The organism is Streptomyces speibonae (assembly GCF_984686075.1).
Genome location: NZ_OZ480260.1, coordinates 2,650,477 through 2,671,837 on the forward strand (window position 1 = coordinate 2,650,477; position 21,361 = coordinate 2,671,837).

Here is a 21,361-nt window from a genome sequence, read left to right on the forward strand (position 1 = left end):
GCCCTCCACCGCAGTCTCGGTTTTCCCCTGCATCCCCTCCGCCACCGCCACCGCCACGCGTACAGGTTCGGCAGATCGCGCTCATCGAAGCACACCCCTGGGAGAAGACGTGGAACGCGGGTGCCGGGATGCTTCGGGCGGTGCGGGTGGGCGGGTGGTCAGGGTTCGGGGGTGGGGGTCGGGGTTCGGGGGTGTGCGTGACGTTTTCCACAGTGCTCGTACGGTCGAGTAAGTGGGGTGATTGGGTAGGGATTTGGTGGGTGTGTTCCGCGTCACCGGTGTGGTATAGCGGGGCAAATCGGGCATGTCTCGAGTTCAACAATGGTCGGTTCGCAGTTCGTACAGAACACTTCTAAGCGGCTTCAGTACGACAGTTCGGACCAAAGAGAGCATCCAGTCATATGACGTACTCCCCGGAAACGCCCGAAGTACCCATACGCCCGTACGCGGTTACCGCCGCCGAGGTCGTCCCCGGTGACCTGCTCGCCTTGTCGCGCGAGGACGCCGAACAGCACCGGTGGCATGTCGTCACGCACACGCTGCCCGAGTCCCCTGAGGTGATTCGGGTCACTCTGCGTCCGCCGCTCGGCGGGGTGGACCACGAGGAGGTACTGCGGCGTGAGCAGCGGGTGACCGTCGCCGGGCGGCGGATGGACGTGGACGCGGTGCCGCGGGTGAGCTCGCCGTCCCTCGACGGGGTGGAGTTCCGGGACGGTGACCGGGTGCGGTTCCTTCGGGCGGTTCATCCGCTGGCCGGGGAAGTGACGTATGTGCGGCGGTGGGGGGTCTGGTATCGGGACGAGGGGATGGGGGACGAGGAGACGGGGGCGGGGGCGAATCCGGGCGAGAGTCCGGGGGAGAGTCCGGGGGCGGGTGCGAATGTGGCCGATGAGGATGTGCGGCGGTGGGCCGCCGAGGCGGATCGGGAGGGGAACGTCGTGCGGCACGAGCCGCGGCCCGTGCGGGCGGCGGAGGCTGCCGGGGCGCGGCGGGTCGTCGTCACCGGGCTCGGTGCGGTGACGCCGCTGGGTGTCGGTACGGGCGAGTTGTGGGACGGGCTGCTCGAAGGACGCCACGGCATACGGGAGTTGGCGGACGAGGAGTTCGACGGGCTGCCCGTGCGGATCGCCGGGACCGTGCCGGTGGACCCGGCCGGGCTGCTGCCCCGCCAGGCGGCGCGGCGGATGAACCGCGCCGCGCAGTTCGCGGTGCTGGCGGCGAGGGAGGCGTGGGCCGACGCGGGGTACGCGGACGGCGGTACCCGTGAGAGCGGGCTGGACCCGGAGCGGGTGGGGGTGAGCCTCGGGGCGATCCTCGGGGACGCGTCGGTGCTGGTCGGGGGCGACCGGAAGCTGCGGGACCGGGGGGCGCGTGGGGTTTCGCCCCTGACGACGCCGATGACCGTGCCGTCGCAGGCCGCCTCGCAGGTCTCGCTCGACCTGCACATCACCGGTGAGGCGCGCACCGTCACCAGCGCGTGTGCCTCCGGGACCGAGGCGATCGGGGAGGCCGTCGACCGGATCCGGTACGGCCGGGTCGACGTCGCCCTCGCGGGCGGGGCGGAGGCGGTCGTCGCGCCGGCGATCATGGCGTCGTTCGCCGCGATGCGGGCGCTGGCCGAGGGTGACCCCTCGGAGGGCTCGCCGTCGCATCCGTTCGCCAAGGGACGGGACGGGTTCGTCAACGGGGAGGGGGCGGGGGTGCTCGTGCTGGAGTCGGAGGAGCACGCGCGTGCCCGCGGGGCGCGGATCTACTGCGAGGCCGCCGGGTGGGGGCTGTCGGCCGACGCGCACCACGTGGCGGCGCCGGATCCGTCCGGGTCCGGCATCGCGCTGGCGCTGCGGCGGGCCGTGCGGGACGCCGGGGGGCAGGTCGCGGATGTCGTCCACGTCAACGCGCACGCGACCGCGACGGTGGACGGTGATCTCGCCGAGGCGCGGGCGTTGCGGGGTGTGCTGGGGCGGCTGAGGGTGCCGGTGACGGCGCTCAAGGGGCACCTGGGGCATCTGCAGGGCGCGGCGGGCGGGGTCGAAGCGGTCGCCGCGGTGCTCACTCTGCACCATGGGGTGATGCCGCCGACGGTGGGGTGTGCGGAGGTGGACGACTCCATCGACCTGGACGTCGTCCGTGACGCGCCGCGACGGCTGCCGGGTGGTGGTGATCTGGTCCTGAGCAACTCGTTCGGCTTCGGCGGCCACAACGCGGTACTGGCGCTGCGGCGCGTGGCGTAGAAACCTGCGGCGCCACTGTCCCTCCGGTGGGGGTGCGCGTAGCGCCCACGGTGGGTGGGTGGTGCGGGGCCGGGCCGGGGGTGTACGTCCTCGGACTGGCGCGATTGAGCTTGTCGGTGGGGGTGGGCGGTGCGGACGCGCCAGCCACTGCGGGCGCACACCCCCGTCCCGTCCCCTCCCCGCCGCCCGCGCCTGCCGCACGCCGCGGCCTGCGCGCTGCGGGCGGCGGCCTGCGCGCTGCGGGCAGCGGGCAGCGGCCTGCGGGCAGCGGGCAGCGGCCTGCGGGCAGCGGGCAGCGGGCAGCGGGCAGCGGGCAGCGGCCTGCGGGCGGCGGCCTGCGCGCTGCGGGCAGTGGGCAGCGGCCTGCGGGCGGCGGCCTGCGCGCCGCCCGTCCCCCGCGAGCCGCGCCATCCGCGGGCAGTCGTGCCTCCCCCAGTGCCTGAAGGGCCTGGGAGGTAACCCCAGGGCCATGGGGGTCCCCCCGCTCATGGGGGTACCTCCCGCTCGAGCGGAGCCGAGAGTGGGGGAGGCACCCCGCAAGCGCCGGGCTGCGCGAACACCCCCCGGCCCGCACCAACGCAGGGCACCTGCAGAAGCGCCGGCTGTGCAGCACACCTCCGGGCCACACCAACGCGGCCTGCGTTGAGGCGCCGGCTGTGCAGCACACCCCCGGCCCGCAGCAACCCCGCCCGCGATTACGCCGAGCGTTTGCGGGGGGTTGCCTTTTTCTTTTTGGGCGCGGACTTTTTCGCCGTTGTCTTCTTGGCGCCCTGCGTCGATTTCGAAGACGCCGTCTTCTTCTTCGCCGCCGACGTCGACTTCTTCCCACCCGTGTCCTTCGGCGACGACCGAGCCGTCTTCCGCTGGGGAAGATCCTTGACCTCGGCTTCCTCGCCCCGCGACTCCCGCGCCGCCCGCACGCTGTTCTCCAGCGCCGCCATCAGGTCCAGCACCTTGCCACCGGGCCGCTCCGGGGCGGGAGCCTCCGGCGGGGCCTCGCCGGAGGCCTTCGCGGCGATGACCTCCTCCAGCGCCTCGCGGTACTCGTCGTGCAGGTCCTCCAGGTCGACCTCGCCGAGTGTGTCCATCAGGGCGTCCGCGAGGTCCAGCTCCTTGTCCCGGACGGTGACGTCGGTGTCCGGCGCGACGCCCTCGGGAGCGCGGACCTCGTCCGGCCAGAGCAGGCCGTGCATGGCGATGGCGTCGCCCACCACTCGGAGCATGCCCAGGCGCTCCTTGCCGCGCAGGGCGAACTTCGCGATCGCCACCTTGTTGCTCCGCTTCAGCGCCTCCCGCAGCAGCGTGTACGGCTTGGCCGCCGGGGCCCCGCTCGCCGCCAGGTAGTACGCCGCGTCCATCTGGAGCGGGTCGATCCGGTCCTCCGGGACGAAGGCGACGATCTCGATCGTGCGGGCGGTCGGGATCGGCAGGTCGGCCAGGTCCTCGTCGGTGATGGGGATGATCGTGCCGTCCGCGTCCTCGTACCCCTTGCCGATCTCCTGGCTGGAGACCTCGCGGTCCTCCAGCTCGCAGAACTTGCGGTACCGGATCCGGCCGCCGTCCTCCGTGTGGATCTGGCGGAAGGAGATCGAGTGGTTCTCGGTGGCGTTCACCAGCTTGATCGGGATGCTGACCAGGCCGAACGAGATCGCGCCGTTCCAGATGGACCTCACGTGCAGCACCTCCTGTCGACCACTTTGTCATGGTTTGCGTGAGATTCTCATCGTATGGCGCCTATCACCGAGGTGGAGGGGCGACGGCTCGCACTCAGCAATCTGGAGAAGGTGCTGTATCCCGCCACCGGGTTCACCAAGGCGGAGGTACTGCACTACTACGCGACCGTCGCCGATGTGCTCCTGCCCCATCTGCGGGAGCGGCCGGTGTCCTTTCTGCGGTATCCGGACGGGCCCGACGGGCAGGTGTTCTTCACCAAGAACGTGCCTCCGGGTACGCCCGACTGGGTCACCACCGCCGAGGTGCCCCGGAGCGAGGGCCCGGCCCGCATGGTTCTGGTGCAGGATCTGCCGAGCCTGATGTGGGCGGCGAACCTGGTCGCCGAGTTCCATACGCACCAGTGGCTCATCGGGGACCCCGGACTGGCCGACCGGATCGTGTTCGATCTGGACCCGGGGGCCCCGGCGACCGTCGTGGAGTGCTGCGAGGTCGCGCTGTGGCTGCGCGAGCGGCTGGCGGCGGACGGCTTCGAGGCGTACGCCAAGACCTCCGGGTCGAAGGGGCTGCATCTGCTGGCGGCGGTGCGGGACGCTTCTTCCGAACAGGTGTCCGACTACGCCAAGGCGCTCGCCATGGAGGCGGAGAAGGCCATGCCCAGGCTGGCGCTGCACCGGATGACCCGGAGCCTGCGGCCGGGGAAGGTGTTCGTCGACTGGAGCCAGAACGCGGCCCGGAAGACCACGGCCACCCCGTACACGCTGCGGGCGCGGCCCGAGCCGCTGGTGTCGGCGCCGGTGACCTGGGAGGAGGTCGAGGAGTGCCGGGCGCCGGAGCGGATGGCGTTCCAGGCGCCCGACATGGGGCCACGCGTGCAGGACTACGGTGATCTGCTGGCGCCGTTGTTCGAGCCGGGGCACGCGGGCCGGCTGCCGTAGTCCTTCAGGACCAGGTCGTCCGGTCTCTCGCCACCGCGTGCAGGGCCTCGATGTCGGCCGGTTTCAGGACGCCGCCCGGGCGGCTGAGGGCGGCGAGGTCGGGGTCGGTCAGGACGCGGACCTCACGGGGTGGGGAAGGAATGGTCACGGCTGTCGCGCCGACCAGGACCAGGACCGGGCGGACCTCGGCCGTCAGGGCGTGGGAGGCGCGGTCGGCCTCGGCGCGGACGCGGTGGAGGAGCGGCACGGGGGCGTGACGGCCGAAGGCGACCCGGGGGTCGTCGACCGTCACCCGCTGCTTGCGGGCGTACAGGGCGTGGACGGCGTACAGGCCGCCGGGGCCGATCAGCAGGTGGTGGACGCGGTCGCCGCCGGGCAGCGGGATCGAGTGCAGGGTGTGCCAGCCGCTGACGTCCAGGCGGTCGAGGGCCTCGCCCACCGTCCGTTCCGCGGCGAGCGCCCGGCGGCGCGGGTCGGGGCGCAGGCGGTGGGCCGGGCCGGGATCGCGGGCCAGGGAGATCAGCAGGGCCTCGCCGGGACGGTTGGGGGCGAGGTCGTCGTCGGGGTGAAGGGCGAGGCGGGCCAGTTCGGCGGGGGTGGGGACGGGCGGCGGGCCGACGGTGACCGGGCCGGTGAGGAAGGGGCCCAGGGCACTGAGCACCTCCTCCTCTTGATCCTCGCGGAGCAGGTTCACCCGGGCCGTCTCGCGGTCGTACCAGGCGAGGTTCCTGCCGTCCGGGAGGCAGACGTACAGCCGTTCGCGGCCGTACTGCCAGGTCGGTATGACGCGCAGTCCGTTCATGCACCATCACCCCACGTCCATGGGAACAGGCGGGGTGCTCCAGGGGCAAGAAGCCGGTTACCTTGGAGAGGAGTTGGGCGATGAGGGTGGGGAGGCGCCATTGCGTACCCGCAGGAATCAACCCGACGTACCGGCTCCGGACAGCCCGTGGAACGAGATCGTGCCCGGTCTGTGGATGGGCGGACACGAGTTCCGGGGGCTCTCCGGGCAGCTGGAGTTCGCCGTGGTGGGCCAGCAGTTCGATCTTGTCCAGACGCTGCTGCGGCTGCCCGGGCACGGTCCGGATCCCGGGATCGAGCACCATGTGTGGCCCATTCCGGACGGGCCGCTGGACGGGACGCAGCTCGCGGGCGTGATCCGGCTCGCCGAGGCGGCGTGCGAGGCGCTGGACGACGGCCGGAGCGTCCTCGTGCGCTGTTATCACGGGTACAACCGTTCGGGCCTGGTGGTCGCGCACACGCTGATGCGCCAGGGCCGCAGCGCGGAGGCGGCGATACGGCTGATCCGCTCCCGCCGGTCGTCGTGGGCGCTGCACAACGAGCTGTTCGTCGACTATCTGCGGGCCGGACTCACCACGGCGCGGCTGCTGGAGGAGCTGACGGAGTAGCCGCCCGGTGACCCGGAGGGCGCAGTGGCGTCCCCGATGGCGCAGCAGGGCGGGCGGGTGTCCGAGGACGCTCCTAGTGTGGCGACAAGTCACCTTCGACCCGTTTTCTCCCTCTACATGGAGGTACCGCCATGGCTCCGCGCCCCCCGTTCTCCCGCCGACTGCCCATAGCTCTTGCCGCCGGGGCCTTCGCGGTCGCGGCCGCCGTCACTCCCGCCCTGGCCGCCGACGACCCGAACCAGAGCGGCCAGGGGAACTGGAGCCAGCAGGGCGGCAACAGCGGTGGGGGCGGCTCCGATCAGCAGGGGGGCAACGGCGGTCACCAGCAGCAGGGAGGTGGTGGCAACCAGGGGGGCAACGGTGGTCACGACAGCGGCTCGGGGCAGCTGGGCGGTGGTGGCGGGAACGGCCATCACCAGGGCGGCAACCAGGGTGAGTACAAGGGCGTCGTCACCACGAACCGGCTTGCCCTGCGCACCGCCCCGAACCGCGGGGCCCGCGTCATCCGGTACGCCCACAAGGGCGAGGTCGTCTCGATCTTCTGCAAGGTCCCCGGTGACCGGGTGAACGGCAACCCGCTGTGGTACCTGCTCACGGACGGCACCTGGGCCTGGGGTCCGGCCGGGCACATCGACAACATCGGCCCCGCGCCACGCTGGTGCTGATGAGCGCAGGACACACACCCCATATGGGTAAGTTCCGGACATGAGCAAGGCCGGTACGACCCTGGCGACGGCGGGAGCGTCCACGCCCACCGTCCGCCTCCCCCGGCGCCGCGGCGTCGAGCTCGCCCTGATCGTCCTGGCCGTCCTGCTGTCGGTGTACGGCTACTGCGCCGTCGGCCTCGCCAGGAACGGCACCGTCCCGCCCGGCGCCGCCGGTTACGGCGCCGGGCTCGGTGTGCTCGCCCTGGTCGCGCATCTGGCGGTGCGCTGGCGCGCCCCGTACGCCGACCCGCTGCCGCTGCCCATCGGGGTGCTGCTCAACGGCCTCGGTCTGGTGCTGATCTACCGGCTCGATCTGGAGGCGCCGGGCGAAGCGGCCGCCCCGACGCAGCTGGTGTGGTCGGCGCTGGGCGTGGCGCTGTTCGCGGCGGTCGTCCTGGTGCTGCGGGACCACCGGGTGCTCCAGCGCTACACGTATGTCTGTGTCACGGCCGCGCTCGTGCTGCTGACGGTGCCGATCCTCTTCCCGGCGGTGAACGGGGCGCGGATCTGGATCCGGATCGCCGGATTCTCCATCCAGCCGGGCGAGTTCGCCAAGGTGCTGCTCGCCGTGTTCTTCGCCGCCTACCTCGCCGCGAATCGCGGTGCGCTCACCTACGCGGGCCGGCGGCTGTGGGGGCTGCAACTGCCCACCGGGCGGGTGCTGGGGCCGATCCTCGCGGTGTGGCTGGTCAGTGTGGGCGTGCTGGTGCTGGAGCGGGACCTGGGGACGTCGCTGCTGTTCTTCGGGCTGTTCGTGGTGCTGTTGTACGTCGCCACCGGCCGCACCGGCTGGATCGCGGTCGGGCTGCTGCTGGCCTCGCTGGGGGCGGTGGCCGTGGGGCGGCTGGAACCCCATGTGCACCACCGGATCGAGACCTGGCTGCATCCCTTCGCCTCCATCGAGGCGGGCGAGGGCCCCAACCAGCTGGCCCAGTCGCTGTTCGCCTTCGCGGAGGGCGGCATCCTCGGTTCCGGTCTGGGGCTCGGGCACTCCGTGCTCATCGGTTTCGCGGTCAAGTCCGACTTCATCCTGGCGACGGCGGGTGAGGAGCTGGGCCTTGCGGGGCTGTCCGCGATCTTCCTGCTGTACGGGCTGCTGGTGGAGCGCGGCTACCGGGCGGGGCTGCTGCTGCGCGATCCGTTCGGCCGGCTGCTCGCGGTGGGGCTCGCCTCGATCGTGGCGCTCCAGGTGTTCGTGATCGCGGGCGGGGTGACCGGGCTGATCCCGCTGACCGGGATGGCGATGCCGTTCCTGGCGCAGGGCGGCTCGTCGGTGGTGACCAACTGGACGATCGTGGCGCTGCTGGTCCGGCTGAGCGACTGCGCGCGGCGGCAGCGCGCCGGAGGTGCCGCCCGGTGACCCGTCACATCCGGCACGCCGCGCTGTTCTGCGCCCTGCTGCTGCTCGCTCTGCTGGTCAACGCCGCCCGCGTGCAAGTGCTGCACGCCGACGCCTACGTGGCGAACCCGGCCAACCGGCGGGACGCCATCTCCCGCTACCAGCAGCCGCGCGGCGACATCCTGGTCGCCGGCCGGCCGGTCACCGGCTCGCGGGACACGGGCGAGCATCTGCGCTACGAACGGACGTACCACGAGGGGCCGTTGTACGCGCCGGTGACGGGCTTCGCCTCGCAGGAGTACGGCACCACGCTGCTGGAGCGCACGGAGGACGGGCTGCTGTCCGGCGCCGCCCCGCTGCTCGCGCCCCTGCCGATGTGGAACGAGTTCACCCGGTCCCGCAACCCGGGCGGCCATGTGCTGACCACGATCGACCCGGCGGCGCAGCGCGCGGCGTACGAGGGGCTGCGCCGGCGCAAGGGGGCGGTGGCCGCGGTCGAGCCGTCGACGGGCAGGATCCTGGCGCTGGTGTCGGTCCCGTCGTACGACCCCGCGCTGCTGTCCGGGAACGGCAGGACGGCGCGGGAGACCTGGGCGCGGCTGAACGCCGACCCGGACCGGCCGATGCTGAACCGGGCGGTGCAGCGGACGTATCCGCCGGGGTCGACGTTCAAGGTGGTCACGGCCGCGGCGGCGCTGGACGCGGGGGTGGTCGGGAGCCTGGACGAGCCGACCGACTCGCCCGACCCGTACACCCTGCCCGGGACGACGACCCGGCTGATCAACGGGGCCAAGGGCTGTGAGAACGCCACGGTGCGGGAGGCGTTCGTGCGGTCGTGCAACACGGTGTTCGCCAAGCTGGGGGTGTCCACGGGCGTGGCGAGGATGCGGGCGACGGCCGAGAGCTTCGGCTTCAACGACACAGACGTACGCGTTCCGTTCCGGGTGGCGTCGAGCACCTTCGACACGTCGGTGGACCGGGCGCAGCTCGCGCTGTCGTCGATCGGGCAGTACAACACCCGGGCCACCCCGCTCCAGATGGCGATGGTGGCGGCGGCCGTGGCGGGCGGGGGTCAGGTGCGGGAACCGTATCTGGTGGAGCGGACCACGCGGGCGGGCGGCGGCACGGTGTCCGCGGCCGGTTCCCGTCCGGTGCGGCGGGCCATGCATCCGGCGACGGCGATGCGGTTGCGGGAGCTGATGCGGGGGGTCGTGGAGGACGGCACCGGCAAGAAGGCCGCGATCCCCGGTGCGGTGGTCGGCGGCAAGACGGGCACCGCGCAGCACGGGCTGGGCAACTCCGGTACGCCGTACGCCTGGTTCATCTCGTGGGCGCAGGGCGGTGCGGACATGGAGGCGAAGGTGGCCGTGGCGGTGGTGGTGGAGGACGCGGCGGCGAACCGGCGGGAGATCAGCGGGGGCGGGACGGCGGCGCCGATCGCGCGGGCGGTGATGGAGGCGGTGCTGAAGTCGTAGCCGTGGGGGCCCACTTGGTGAGACGGGGGTGCCGGAGCACACCGCTGCCGACCTAACGTTCGGTATATGACCGAGACCGCGTACGAACTCGCCCAGGTGAACATCGCCCGTCTCAGGGCCCCGTTGGACTCCCCTCAGTTGAAGGACTTCGTCGACAGTCTCGACCCGGTGAACGCGGACGCCGACGCCGCCGACGGCTTCGTCTGGCGCTTGCAGAGCGAGGAAGGGGACGCGACGGACATCTCCGTCTTCGGGGACCCCTGGCTGATCATCAACATGTCGGTGTGGCGTGACACGAACGCCCTGACGGCCTTCATGTACCAGGGCCGGCACCGGGAGATGCTGGCGCGGCGCAGGGAGTGGTTCGAGCGGGTGGAGGAGGCGATGGTGACCATGTGGTGGGTCCCCGCCGGTCACCGCCCCACGGTCGCGGAGGCCGAGGCCCGCCTGCTCCACCTGCGCACCCACGGTCCGACGCCGTACGCGTTCACCCTGCGCACCTCGTTCCCGCCGGGCGGTGCGCAGTCCGTGACCGTGGAGGTGCCGGAAGGGCTGGGCTGTTCGGTCTAACGGCGGCGGTTGACGGCCGTGAGGTCGATAGACGTGGACCACGGGGAGTCCGTCGTTCTCCTCGACGCGCCAGTGGTGCGGGATCCCGGCGGCGGCCTGTTGACTCCACCCCTGGCATCCCTGCCGGCAACAAGTCGCGCCGCAGGGATTGACGGGCTTGCTGACAGGCAGTCTCATAAGTGGTGACCCGCCGGTAACCCAGATGCGCATGAGGTGGAGCCGCCATGACGACCCTGTCGGAGACCGAGGCCCTCGAGGGGCTGCGGGACGCGCTCGGGCTGCTCAAGGACCGGGAACAGGTGGCCGAGCGGCTCCTCGCCTCCTCCGCCAAGCACTCCTTCGACCCGGACAAGGAGCTGGACTGGGAGGCGCCCTTCGAGGAGGGCAAGTGGTTCTGGCCGCCGGAGCTGGTGTCGCTGTACGGCACCCCGCTGTGGAAGCGGATGAGCGAGGAGCAGCGCATCCGGCTCTCGCAGCACGAGGCGGCGGCGCTCGCCTCGCTGGGCATCTGGTTCGAGCTGATCCTGATGCAGCTGCTGGTGCGGCACATCTACGACAAGGCCGCCACGAGCGCGCATGTGCGCTACGCCCTCACCGAGATCGAGGACGAGTGCCGGCACTCGAAGATGTTCGCCCGGGTGATCACCCGGGGCGGCACCCCCTGGTACCCGGTGAGCCGGGTCCACCAGAACCTCGGCCGGCTGTTCAAGACGGTCTCCACCACCCCCGGCTCCTTCACGGCCACCCTGCTCGGCGAGGAGGTCCTGGACTGGATGCAGCGGCTGACCTTCCCCGACGAGCGGGTCCAGCCGCTGATCCGCGGCGTCACGCGCATCCACGTCGTCGAGGAGGCGCGGCACGTGCGCTACGCCCGCGAGGAGCTGCGGCGCCAGATGGTGACCGCCCCGAAGTGGTCGCAGGAGTTCACCCGGGTCACCTCGGGAGAGTTCGCCCGGGTGTTCTCGGTGGCGTTCGTGAACCCCGAGGTGTACACGAACGTCGGCCTGGAACGGCGGGAGGCCGTCGCCCAGGTCAGGGCGAGCGGGCACCGGCGGGACGTGATGCAGCAGGGGGCGAAGCGGCTGACCGACTTCCTGGACGACATCGGCGTGCTGCGCGGCGTCGGGCGGCGGCTGTGGAAGTCGTCCGGGCTGCTCGCGTAGCCGGGCGGGCGACTACCCTGCGGGCATGACCTCGCAGGCCCCCACCCCCGCCTACCGGCGGCTGAGTGTCGAGGAACGCCGCAGCCAGCTGCTCGAGGCCGCACTGTCCCTCTTCGCCCACAGCGCCCCGGAGGACGTGTCCCTGGACGACGTGTCGGAGGCGGCCGGTGTGTCACGGCCGCTGGTCTACCGGTACTTCCCGGGCGGCAAGCAGCAGCTGTACGAGGCGGCCCTCAGGTCCGCCGCCGACGAGCTGCGCACCTGCTTCGACGAACCGCACGAGGGACCGCTGCTCCCCCGGCTGTCCCGGGCGGTCGACCGGTATCTCGCGTTCGTCGACCAGCACGACGCCGGGTTCAGCGCGCTGCTCCAGGGCGGGAGCGTGGTGGAGACCTCGCGGACGACCGCCATCGTGGACGGGGTGCGCCGGGCCGCCGCCGAGCACATCCTGAGCCATCTCGAGGTGGCCGAGCCCGGGCCCCGGCTGCGGATGACGATCCGGATGTGGATCACCGCCGTGGAGGCGGCCTCGCTGATCTGGCTCGACGAGGACAAGCAGCCGCCGCGGGAGGAGCTGCGGGACTGGCTCGTGGAGCAGTTCACGGCGGCCCTTGCGGTGACCGCGCGGCGCGATGCGCAGACCGACGTCCTGGTGAAGGCGCTGGCCAGGGACCTGTGACCGGCCGGCGTCCGGGTGCCCCGCGGCCGGTTCCGCGCGCCGGCGGCCGGTGGCCGAAACTGGGGGTGTGAAGAGCGAAGACACCCCCTTCGAGGGCGGGCCCATGGACGGGCGCGTGCTGCCCGTGCTGCTGGGCATCACCGGGCACCCGCCCAAGACGTACCGCATCCCCGTCCCGGCGCCGGACGGCGGACCGCCCACGGTGCTGGTCTACCGGCGGGTGCCCCGGGACCGGGGCCCGCGGACCGGGCTGACCCGGGGGTGGAAGTACCTCCACGATCCGACGGGGCAGGGCGGCCGCCGGAAGCTCCGGTGGCCGTGGTCGAGGCCCGCGACCGCGCGGGACGCCACGCCGGAGGGCAAGCCGGACGACACCGACGGGTGACCCCGTTGCGCCGAACCGCGCACACTCGGCGAGCGGGCCGCGCACACCCGCCCAATGCTCGCGATGCGGAGCGGACGAGCCGCCCCGCGTCGGAGGTGATGGTGTGTCAGGAATGCTTCTGCGTCTGGTGTGCACGGCGGCGCTGGCGGCCGGGACCGTACTCGCCCCTCTGCCCGCGGCGGCCGTCCCGGAACCGGGCGGCGCCGCCGCCGATACCGGCGGGCGCTCGGTCGCCGAGCTGCTGACGGAGCTTCAGACCCTGTACCGCCAGGCCGAGAAGGCCACCGAGGCCCACAACGCCACCGAGGAGCGGCTGAAGAAGCAGCGTGCCGAGACCGAACGGCTCGAACGCGCCCTGGCCCGCACCCGGCACTCCCTGCACGACAGCCGGGGCGCGGCCGGCCGGCTGGCCCGGCAGCAGTACCAGAGCGTCACCGGGCTCTCCCCGTACCTGCGGCTGCTGCTGGCACGCGATCCGCAGCGCGCCCTCGAGCAGGGGCATGTGATCGGGCAGCTGGCGCGGGAGCGGGCTGAGACGGTGGGCCGGCTGACCGCCGGCGAGCAGGAGGCCCGCGCGCTGGCGCGCCGGGCACAGAAGGCCCTCGCCGAGCGGAAGGCCCTCGCCGAGCGGAGCCGCGAGCAGCGGGACGAGGTGCGCAGACGGCTCGACGCGGTGGAGGAACTGCTCGCCTCGCTCACCGCCGAGCAGCTCGCCGCGCTGGCCGAACTGGAGCGCGGGCGGGTCGCCGAGGCGCAGGAGGAACTGGTCGCCTCCGGCGCGCTGAGCGGCAGCACTCCCCCGTCCGCGGCCGGCGAACGGGCGGTGCGCTACGCCGTGGACCAGCTCGGCAAGCCGTACCAGTGGGGTGCCGAGGGGCCGGCGGCGTACGACTGCTCGGGGCTGACGTCCGAGGCGTGGGGCGCCGCGGGGACGCCGATCCCCCGGACCAGCCAGGAGCAGTGGGCCCGGCTGGAGCGGGTGCCGCTGGTGGAGCTGCGGCCGGGGGACCTCGTCGTGTACTTCCCGGAGGCCACGCATGTCGCCCTGTACATCGGCGACGGCAAGGTGGTGCAGGCACCCCGGCCGGGCGCCAGGATCAAGGTCTCCCCCGTCGCGGCCAACCCGGTGCTCGGCGCCGTACGTCCCGACCCCGGCGGGGAGTCCTTGCGGCGGTTCGTGCCGCCGGAGCTCCCCGCATGGGCCGCGGAGGGGTCCGACGCGGGCTACTCCGCCGCCGGTGCGCCGACCGCGCCGGAGACCTCGGCCAGGTAGGCGCCGGCCTTCTCCGGGTCGTAGAAGTAGTCCTCGAAGTCGGCCGGGTTGTCGAAGCCGTTGGCGAAGCGGTCCGCGGCGGGCTGGAGCTGTCCGGCGGCGCCGATCAGGTTGAGGACGTGCTCGGGCGGCGGGGCGAGCATGGCGTTGGTCCACTTGGTGACGTGCCGGGCCGTCTCCCAGTAGCGGTCGAAGGTCGCCTGCATCCACGCCTCGTCGAACTCCTTCTCGCCGTGCTCGAGGATCGAGGCGAGGTAGGAGGCGGCGCACTTGGACGCGGAGTTGGAGCCCTGGCCGGTGATCGGGTCGTTGGCGACGACGACGTCGGCGACCCCGAGGACGAGCCCGCCGGAGGGCAGCCGGCCGATCGGGTTGCGGACGGTGGGGGCGTAGCGGCCGGCCAGGGTGCCGCCGGCGTCGGTCAGTTCGACCTTGGTGGCCCGCGCGTACTCCCAGGGGAGGAACCTCTCCATGAGTTCCAGGGTCAGGGAGAGGTGCTCCGCCGGGTCCTTGACGTCCTTGAAGGCGTCCAGCGGGCCGCCGGGTATGCCCTCCCAGAACAGGATGTCGGCGCGGCCGGAGGTGGTGAACGTCGGCATGACGAACATCTCGCCGACGCCCGGGACCAGGTTGCAGCGGACCGCCTCGGTGTCCGGGTGCTCCGGGCGCGGGCCGAGCCCGTGGACGTAGGCGACCGCCAGGGCGCGCTGCGGCTCGCTGTACGGGGAGCGCTCCGCGTCACGCGCGAACATCTGCACGAGCTCGCCCTTGCCCGCCGAGACCAGCACGAGGTCGTACGTCCGCGAGAAGTAGTCCAGGTCGCCGACGGCCGCGCCGTGCACGACGAGCTGGCCGCCGCGCTCGGCGAAGGTCTCCATCCAGCCGGCCATCTTCACCCGCTGGTCCACCGACTGCGCGTACCCGTCGAGCCGGCCCAGCCAGTCGATGGCGCGCTGCGAGGGGCCCGGGTCGAAGGAGCCGGGGGCGGCGACGGAGACGCCGAGTCCTTCGATCTTCGGGGCCTGGGACTCCCAGAAGTTCAGCTGGAGGTCGCGCTCGTGCTGCAGGGCGGTGTGGAACATGCACTGCGTCGACATGACCCGCCCGGTACGGATCTCGTCGGCGGTCCGGTTGGACATCAGGGTGACCTCGTACCCGTGCGACTGGAGGCCGAGGGCGAGCTGGAGTCCGGACTGGCCGGCTCCGACGACGAGTATCTTCCGCATGCGTGAGGTGTCTCCTACTCCGGGGGGGTTCGTCGGCTACTCGGAGGTTTTCGCCGGGCTACTCGGGGGGGGTCGCCGGGCTACTCGGGGGTTTCGTCGAGCGCGTGGCCCACGAGGGACAGAAGGGTCTCGATGACCGAGATCCGGCGGCGCGCGTCCATGATCATGACAGGTATGTGTGCGGGGACCGACAGCGCCTCCCGCACGTCCTCGGGGTCGAACCGCTCGCTGCCGTCGAAGTGGTTGACCGCCACGACGTACGGCAGTCCGCAGCTCTCGAAGTAGTCCAGCGCCGGCCAGCAGTCCTTCAGGCGGCGGGTGTCGGCCAGGACGACGGCCCCGATGGCGCCGCGCACCAGGTCGTCCCACATGAACCAGAACCGCTGCTGGCCGGGTGTGCCGAAGACGTAGAGCACCAGGTCGTCGTGGAGCGTGATGCGGCCGAAGTCCATGGCCACGGTGGTGGTGGACTTGTCCGGCGTGGCGGTGAGGTCGTCGTGCCCCTCGCTCGCCTCGGTCATCAGCGCCTCGGTCTCCAGGGGCGTGATCTCCGAGACGGTGGTGACCAGCGTGGTCTTGCCGACGCCGAAGCCGCCGGCCACCACGATCTTGGTGGCGACCGGTGCGCGGGTGCGGTCCGTCTGCCAGGGCTGAAGGGGCTCGTCACCCTCGACGTCGACGAGCGGGGAGACACCGGGAGCGGCGTCAGAGACGACGGAGTCCACTCAGCACCCTTTCCAGCAACGCGCGGTCGGGGCGGCCCGTGCCGTGACCGGTCCCCGTTCCGTAGACACGGATCTTTCCCTGGTCCGCGAGGTCGCTCAGCAGGACGCGGACCACGCCGAGCGGCATCCTCAGCAGCGCGGCGATCTCGGCCACCGTCCGCATGCGGCGGCACAGTTCGACGATGGCCCGCATCTCCGGCATGACCCGGGAGGTGGTGTGGCCGCCGTCGGTGAGTTCCCTGCGCTCCTCGGCGGCGTCGAGGGCGGCGGTGCCGGAGGTGGCGCCGACGAAGGTCTCGACGAGGAGGACGTGGCCGAAGCGGGTACGGCCGCCGGTGAGCGAGTAGGGGCGGACCCGGGCGGGCCTGCGGTCGCCGCCACGGACCGGGAGGTTCTTCCTGGACGTGCTGCTCATGGGCGGCTCCCGGTGGGCTGGTTCTCCAGGTTCTGGCGCAGCTCGCTGCGGAGCTCGGGGGTCAGGACGTGGCCGGCGCGGCCGACGAACAGCGCCATGTGGTACGCCACCACGCTCATGTCGCAGTCCTCGGAGCCGTGCACGCCGAGCAGCGAGCCGTCGCTGATCGACATCACGAAGAGGCTGCCCTCGTCCATCGCGACCATCGTGTGCTTGACCGGGCCGTAGTCCATCAGCTTGGCGGCGCCGACCGTGAGGCTGCCGATGCCGGAGACGACGGTGGCGAGGTCGGCCGCGGAGCCGCGCGGGCCGGACCGTCGGGCGCCGCGCGCGTCACGGGCCTCGGTGTTCCGGTGGTCGTCTGAGGAGAGGAGCAGCAGGCCGTCGGAGGAGACCACGGCGACGGAGAGGATGCCGGGGACCTCCTCGACGAGGTTGGTCAGCAGCCAGTGCAGGTTGCGGGCCTCACTGCTCAGTCCGAAAGTACTGGGCGCGGTCAACTGCTTGCCTCCTCGACGGTGCCCCCCGCGGTCTCTTCGTTGTGCGCTTCCGTGCCGGGTCGTTCGGCGAGCTCCGCCTCCGCGTCGCGGCGGCCGGCGGCCGCTCCCCGGCGGAAGCCGCCGAGCCGCCGTCGCAGCGCCTCGGCGTCGACGCTCCCGGTGCGGGGGCGCGGGAGCGGGGCGGGCGCATTGGTCTTCGGTGTGCGCTTGGGCAGTCCCTTGGCGGTGACCGGTTCCTCGTCCTCGACACGCGCGTGCTCGGCACGGCCGCGGTCGTCCACGGGCCGGCGCGGCAGTACGGCACCGGGGCGGGCGTCGGGCGCTCCGGTCTCCGCCCGCCCGGGTTCGACGGCATGCCCCGCACCGGGCCTCGCGGCACCGGCGTCGACAGCGTGCCCAGCCCCCGGCCGTTCGGGCTCATGGGCGCCGGGGGCGGTGTCCGACCCGGTTCCGTGGTCGGGCGTGACGTCGGGACGCGCGGGCAGTTCGTCGGCCCCGTCGGGCTGCGCGGGGATCAGCAACGCCATGGTGGTCTCGGCAGGCCGCTCACCGTGCCCGTCGGCATCATCATCCGCCCACGGCCCACGACCACCGTCACCACGACCGGACCCGGACACACCCGCGTCCCCGGCCGCCGACACGTCACCACGCCCCGGCTCGGGCATCCCGGCCTCCGGCTCGGGCCCGGCCCCGTCCACCGACGCGGGCGCACCCGCGCGACCGGAAGCCGACGCGTCACCAAAGCCCGACTCGGGCACCTCGGGCTCGGCCGCACGGCCGAGGGCTCCCGCGTCACCGCGGCCCGGCGCGGATCCGTCCACGGGTCCCGGCTCGGGCTCGGCCTCACGGCTCCCGCCGGGCGCATCCACCCAGCCCACCGCGGACCCGTCACCAGCACCCTGCGCAGGCACATCCACCCGGTCGACGGCCGACGCGTCACCACGGTCAGGCTCGGGCCCGGCCCCGTCCACCGACGCGGGCGCACCCGCGCGACCGGAAGCCGACGCTTCACCACGACCCGGCACGGGCGCCGACTCAGGCACGTCCGCGCGGCCGGGAGCCGGCGGGTCGGCGCGGGTCGGCGCGGGTTCGTCCGCGGCTTCCGGCTCGGGTTCGGCTTCAGCGCCCGGGACGGGCATGTCCTCGCGGGCCGCCTCGGTTTCGTCCCCCTCACCCTGCGCGGGCGCATCCGCGCGGTCGGAGGCCGGCGGGGCGTCGCGGAGGGACTGTTCTGCCAGGGCGACCAAGGGGTCGTCCGGCTCCGTGCGGCCCTGGAGGACGTTGGAGTTGGCCTCGGCGTCGGCGCCCGGGAGGGAGACCGTGTGAGAGCCGGAGACCGACGCGGGGACCGCGGTGGGGGTGGCGGGGGTCAGGAGGGGGTCGGGGAGGACGACGACCGCCGCGATGCCGCCCTGCTTCTGCTCGCGCAGCCGGACCCGCACACCGTGCCGCTGGGCGAGCCGGGCGACGACGTACAGGCCGAGCCCGAGTCCGTCCTCGGCGTCCGCGTCGTACGTGGCCTCCGGGTCGACGTCGGCCAGCCGGGAGTTGAGCCGCTCCAGCCGGTCGGCGGCCATGCCGATGCCCTCGTCCTGGACGGAGAGCATGACCTCACCGTTCTCCAGCAGCCAGCCGGAGACCTCGACGGGCAGGTCGGGAGGGGAGAACGCCGTGGCGTTCTCCAGGAGCTCGGCCAGCAGATGGGAGAGGTCGTCCGCCGCGAACCCGGCGATGTGCGCGTGCGGCGGCAGCGCCGCGATCCGCACCCGCTCGTACCGCTCGATCTCGCTGACCGCCGCCCGTACGACATCCACCAGCGGCACCGGACCGGCCGTGTTCCGGCCGTGTTCCGTGCCGGCGAGGACGAGGAGGTTCTCGCTGTGCCGGCGCATGACGGTGGCGAAGTGGTCGAGCTTGAACAGCGTGGCCAGCCGCTCCGGGTCGTCCTCCCGCTCCTCCAGCCCCTCGATGACGCCGAGCTGCCGCTCGACCAGCCCGAGGGTGCGCAGCGCGAGGTTGACGAACGTGCCGCCGATCCCGGCGCGCACGCGCTCCAGCTGGGCCGCGGACTCGGCGAGTTCGCTGCGCAGCTCCTCGCGCGCGTCGGCCATCTTCTGCCGCTGGCCGACGAGATGCTTGCGGTCGGCCTCCAGCGTGGCGATCCGCTCGGCGAGTGCGGCGGCGTGCGCGTGCAGGGCGTTGACGGACCGGACGACCTGCGCGAACTCGTCGTTGCGGCCGGTGAAGGCGACCGCCTCCTCCGCGGCGGGGTCCTCCGCCTCGGCGAGGCGGGCGGAGCCGCGGCGCAGGACCGAAAGCGGCCGGGTGAGCGTGCGCGCCATCGCCGTGGCGATGCCGACGGCGAGCAGCATCAGGGCGCCGAGGACGGCGATCCGCACCTCCAGCTCGGTGACGTCGTCGTCGCGCAGCTGGGCGAGATCCTTGGTGCGCTGTTCGAAGAGGCCGGACTCCACCCCGCGCATCGCGTCGATCCGCGCGGTGAGCGCGGCCGCGAGCTTCTTCGTGCTGGTGTCGAGTTCGCCGTCGGAGAGGGTGGGCGCGTCGGTGAGCCGTGCGAGGTACTTCTCGGCGGAGTCGACCTCGGGTCCGTTGACCGTGGAGTCGTAGGAGGCGCGGGCGGTCTCGGGCGCGCCCTCGCGGAAGTCGGCGAGAGCGGCGTCGGAGCGCAGCCGGGCCTGGAGCGCGGCGGCGGTCAGCGCGTCACGCCGCTTGGTGCCGGCCTCCGAGGAGGAGGTGGACGTGGTCGGCAGGCCGGTGATCGGGTCGATCACGGTCCGCGTGGTGCGCGGCACGCTCAGCGCGGCGAGCAGCAGTCCGCGGGTGGCGGCGGCCTGCTGGACGGCGCCGTCCAGCTCGGCGAGCGCGTGGGCTCCGGAGCCGGCCCGGGGCGGTGTCTCTTCGGCCAGCTGTTCGGCGAGCCGGTGCAGCTGGGTGATGGCGGTGGAGTAGGCCTGATGCGCTTCGAGGGCGCTGCTCTTCCCGCTGAGCGCGGCCCTGCGTACGGCGGCGACGGCGTCGAGTTCGTCGCGCAGCGCCTGCGAGGTGTCGGGGTCGGCGCGCAGCTCCTCGACCTGCCGGTCGACGCGGGCGCTGTGCTGCTCAGAGGGCGCCTTGGCCTCGGGGCGGCCGGCCGCGATGTAGGGGACGACCTCGTCGCGCTCGTCGGCGAGGGAGTGGGCCAGGGTGAGGGCGTCCTGGGTGCGCTCGGCGAGCGTCACCAGGTCCTGCGCGTCACTGAGCCGGCCGGAGGCGGCGATGACGGACGGCGCCCCGGCCCCGGCGATCGCGGCGGCCACCACGGCGACGGCGACGATGAGCCGGTTGCGTACGTGGGTGGGGCGGCCCCTGCCGACGGTGGGCTTCTGCTCCGCGTCTCCCGTGGGAGCCGTCTGCTTGCCTTTGCGACGAGGCCGCGTCTTCTGCACCGGTGCTCGCATTCCTGACTCGTGTACCCGTGGGCCCGGGTGACGCTCCGTCAACGGGTGCGGTTGTTCACCCCGAGCCGGTGACCGCGCTGGGACGGCGAGGCGCCCCCCATCGCTCCCCGACCCTCCCAGTGCCCGTGGACGGCGGATGCGCATCACCTGACCCGCCACTCGAAGGAGTGAACATCGGACGTGAGTTGAGGAGCAAGTCCCGTCACGGTCCGCAGCCGCCGTGCGCGGCACGCCGGTTGGACGTCAGCGGCGGGCGGTGGCAGGATTCGCCGCCACGCCTTCCCCGAGGCCTGCAATCCGTCCCAAATCAGGCGCCTGACCTGCGTCGCTGCGGGGATTCGACGGTCGTTGCCCGCCTTTGGCGAGCGTTGTGGAGGGCTCGTGCAGACTGGTGGGATGCGCACTGAGCTGGTTTCGGAACCGGGGGATCCGGCCCGCCCCAACGAGGACTTCGCGAGCGTCGGGCTCCCTGCCTCCGGGCAGGGTGGTTCGCTCGTGGTGCTGGACGGGGTCACGCCTCCGGACGACGGAGGCGGCTGTCTGCACTCCGTGCCCTGGTTCACTGCCCGGCTGGGCGGCGCGCTGGGCGAGCTGACCGTTTCCCTCCCGGATGTCCCGCTTGCCGAGGTGTTGTCCCGCGCCCTCGCGCGTACCGCCGACAGTCACGCGGTGACCTGTGACCTTTCTCACCCGCGTACACCGCAGGCAACGGTGGTGCTGGCCCGCTGGTCCCCCGTCTCGGTGGAGTACCTGGTGCTGTCCGACTCGGCCCTGCTGGTCGAGGCCCCCGACGGCACGGTCACCGCGCTGCTGGACGACCGGCTGGACCGGCTGCCCCGCTCGGCCCTGGCCACCCACGCCCTGGTGGACAGCACGCTGCGCAACAAGGAGGGCGGGTTCTTCACGGCGGCGGCGGATCCCTCGGTGGCCTCCCGCGCGGTGACCGGTTCGCTGCCGCGCGGTGAGGTGGGCGCGCTCGCCGCCCTGACCGACGGGGCGGCGCGCTGGGTGGAGAGGTTCCGGGAGGGCGACTGGACGGACTGCCTCACCCTGATCCGCAAGGAGGGCCCGCAGGCCCTGGTGGACCGGGTGCGGACCCTGGAGCGGGCGGACGCGGAGCGGGTGCCGCCCCGCCGCGGCAAGGCGCACGACGACGCCACCGTCGTCTTCGCGGAGCTGTCGCCCCGCTAGGACGCG

General features: G+C 72.9%; 19 protein-coding genes. 12 read left to right on the top strand and 7 right to left on the bottom strand.

The window, feature by feature from the left end; all coding sequences use genetic code 11:
- Positions 1-401 precede the first annotated feature (401 nt).
- Entirely contained in the window at positions 402-2,231 is a 1,830-nt protein-coding gene (locus AC5L3C_RS11655) for a beta-ketoacyl-[acyl-carrier-protein] synthase family protein (RefSeq protein WP_493648936.1), read from the top strand.
- 695 nt (positions 2,232-2,926) lie between these two features.
- On the opposite strand, the gene ku is transcribed toward AC5L3C_RS11655, so the two are convergent.
- Positions 2,927-3,904, bottom strand: coding sequence for a non-homologous end joining protein Ku (gene ku / locus AC5L3C_RS11660; RefSeq protein WP_493648937.1), 978 nt, complete (start codon positions 3,902-3,904; stop codon positions 2,927-2,929).
- Positions 3,905-3,958: 54 nt separating this feature from the next.
- On the opposite strand from ku, the gene ligD reads away from it, so the two are divergent.
- Positions 3,959-4,840 (top strand): non-homologous end-joining DNA ligase, encoded by an 882-nt coding sequence (gene ligD, locus AC5L3C_RS11665; protein WP_493648938.1) that lies wholly within the window; start codon positions 3,959-3,961, stop codon positions 4,838-4,840.
- Positions 4,841-4,844: 4 nt separating this feature from the next.
- Here the strand turns inward: ligD and AC5L3C_RS11670 are convergent, their stop codons facing one another.
- A complete protein-coding gene (locus tag AC5L3C_RS11670) occupies positions 4,845-5,642 on the bottom strand; it encodes a nuclease-related domain-containing protein (RefSeq protein WP_493648939.1) in 798 nt (265 codons plus the stop codon).
- A gap of 100 nt (positions 5,643-5,742) precedes the next feature.
- Here AC5L3C_RS11670 and AC5L3C_RS11675 point away from each other — a divergent pair, with 100 nt between their 5' ends.
- The 9 genes from AC5L3C_RS11675 to AC5L3C_RS11715 all read left to right on the top strand — a co-directional run bounded on the left by AC5L3C_RS11675 (position 5,743) and on the right by AC5L3C_RS11715 (position 13,840).
- Complete coding sequence (locus AC5L3C_RS11675) at positions 5,743-6,249, top strand: protein-tyrosine phosphatase family protein (protein WP_493648940.1); 507 nt, start codon at positions 5,743-5,745, stop codon at positions 6,247-6,249.
- Positions 6,250-6,380: 131 nt separating this feature from the next.
- The gene (locus tag AC5L3C_RS11680; RefSeq protein ID WP_126896547.1) at positions 6,381-6,914 is read left to right on the top strand and encodes an SH3 domain-containing protein; all 534 of its coding nucleotides are present in this window, start codon (positions 6,381-6,383) and stop codon (positions 6,912-6,914) included.
- 40 nt (positions 6,915-6,954) lie between these two features.
- Positions 6,955-8,316 carry an FtsW/RodA/SpoVE family cell cycle protein gene (locus tag AC5L3C_RS11685; RefSeq protein WP_125504234.1) on the top strand — a complete coding sequence of 454 codons (1,362 nt, stop codon included), beginning with the start codon at positions 6,955-6,957 and terminating at the stop codon, positions 8,314-8,316.
- On the top strand, positions 8,313-9,770 hold the full coding sequence (locus AC5L3C_RS11690; RefSeq protein ID WP_493648941.1) for a penicillin-binding transpeptidase domain-containing protein: 1,458 nt from the start codon (positions 8,313-8,315) through the stop codon (positions 9,768-9,770). The genes AC5L3C_RS11685 and AC5L3C_RS11690 overlap by 4 nt, the downstream gene beginning before the upstream one ends.
- A 66-nt stretch (positions 9,771-9,836) precedes the next feature.
- A complete protein-coding gene (locus AC5L3C_RS11695) occupies positions 9,837-10,340 on the top strand; it encodes a DUF3291 domain-containing protein (RefSeq protein WP_493648942.1) in 504 nt (167 codons plus the stop codon).
- 224 nt (positions 10,341-10,564) lie between these two features.
- Entirely contained in the window at positions 10,565-11,503 is a 939-nt protein-coding gene (locus tag AC5L3C_RS11700; protein WP_493648943.1) for an AurF N-oxygenase family protein, read from the top strand.
- Positions 11,504-11,528: 25 nt separating this feature from the next.
- Positions 11,529-12,182 (top strand): TetR/AcrR family transcriptional regulator, encoded by a 654-nt coding sequence (locus tag AC5L3C_RS11705; protein ID WP_493648944.1) that lies wholly within the window; start codon positions 11,529-11,531, stop codon positions 12,180-12,182.
- Positions 12,183-12,249: 67 nt separating this feature from the next.
- On the top strand, positions 12,250-12,567 hold the full coding sequence (locus tag AC5L3C_RS11710; RefSeq protein WP_493648945.1) for a DUF8847 domain-containing protein: 318 nt from the start codon (positions 12,250-12,252) through the stop codon (positions 12,565-12,567).
- Positions 12,568-12,670: 103 nt separating this feature from the next.
- On the top strand, positions 12,671-13,840 hold the full coding sequence (locus AC5L3C_RS11715) for a C40 family peptidase (RefSeq protein WP_493648946.1): 1,170 nt from the start codon (positions 12,671-12,673) through the stop codon (positions 13,838-13,840).
- On the opposite strand, the gene AC5L3C_RS11720 is transcribed toward AC5L3C_RS11715, so the two are convergent.
- From AC5L3C_RS11720 to AC5L3C_RS11740, 5 genes are all read right to left on the bottom strand, one after another.
- Entirely contained in the window at positions 13,792-15,066 is a 1,275-nt protein-coding gene (locus tag AC5L3C_RS11720; protein ID WP_493648947.1) for a styrene monooxygenase/indole monooxygenase family protein, read from the bottom strand. The genes AC5L3C_RS11715 and AC5L3C_RS11720 overlap by 49 nt on opposite strands.
- An 80-nt stretch (positions 15,067-15,146) precedes the next feature.
- A complete protein-coding gene (locus tag AC5L3C_RS11725) occupies positions 15,147-15,791 on the bottom strand; it encodes a GTP-binding protein (protein ID WP_493648948.1) in 645 nt (214 codons plus the stop codon).
- Entirely contained in the window at positions 15,772-16,206 is a 435-nt protein-coding gene (locus AC5L3C_RS11730) for a DUF742 domain-containing protein (RefSeq protein WP_493648949.1), read from the bottom strand. Before AC5L3C_RS11730 ends, AC5L3C_RS11725 begins: the two co-directional genes overlap by 20 nt.
- A complete protein-coding gene (locus AC5L3C_RS11735) occupies positions 16,203-16,706 on the bottom strand; it encodes a roadblock/LC7 domain-containing protein (protein ID WP_493648950.1) in 504 nt (167 codons plus the stop codon). The genes AC5L3C_RS11730 and AC5L3C_RS11735 overlap by 4 nt, the downstream gene beginning before the upstream one ends.
- Positions 16,703-20,152 carry a sensor histidine kinase gene (locus tag AC5L3C_RS11740; protein WP_493648951.1) on the bottom strand — a complete coding sequence of 1,150 codons (3,450 nt, stop codon included), beginning with the start codon at positions 20,150-20,152 and terminating at the stop codon, positions 16,703-16,705. Before AC5L3C_RS11740 ends, AC5L3C_RS11735 begins: the two co-directional genes overlap by 4 nt.
- Before the next feature lie 408 nt (positions 20,153-20,560).
- Between AC5L3C_RS11740 and AC5L3C_RS11745 the strand changes: the two genes are divergently transcribed.
- Positions 20,561-21,355 (top strand): hypothetical protein, encoded by a 795-nt coding sequence (locus AC5L3C_RS11745; RefSeq protein WP_493648952.1) that lies wholly within the window; start codon positions 20,561-20,563, stop codon positions 21,353-21,355.
- Positions 21,356-21,361 lie beyond the last annotated feature (6 nt).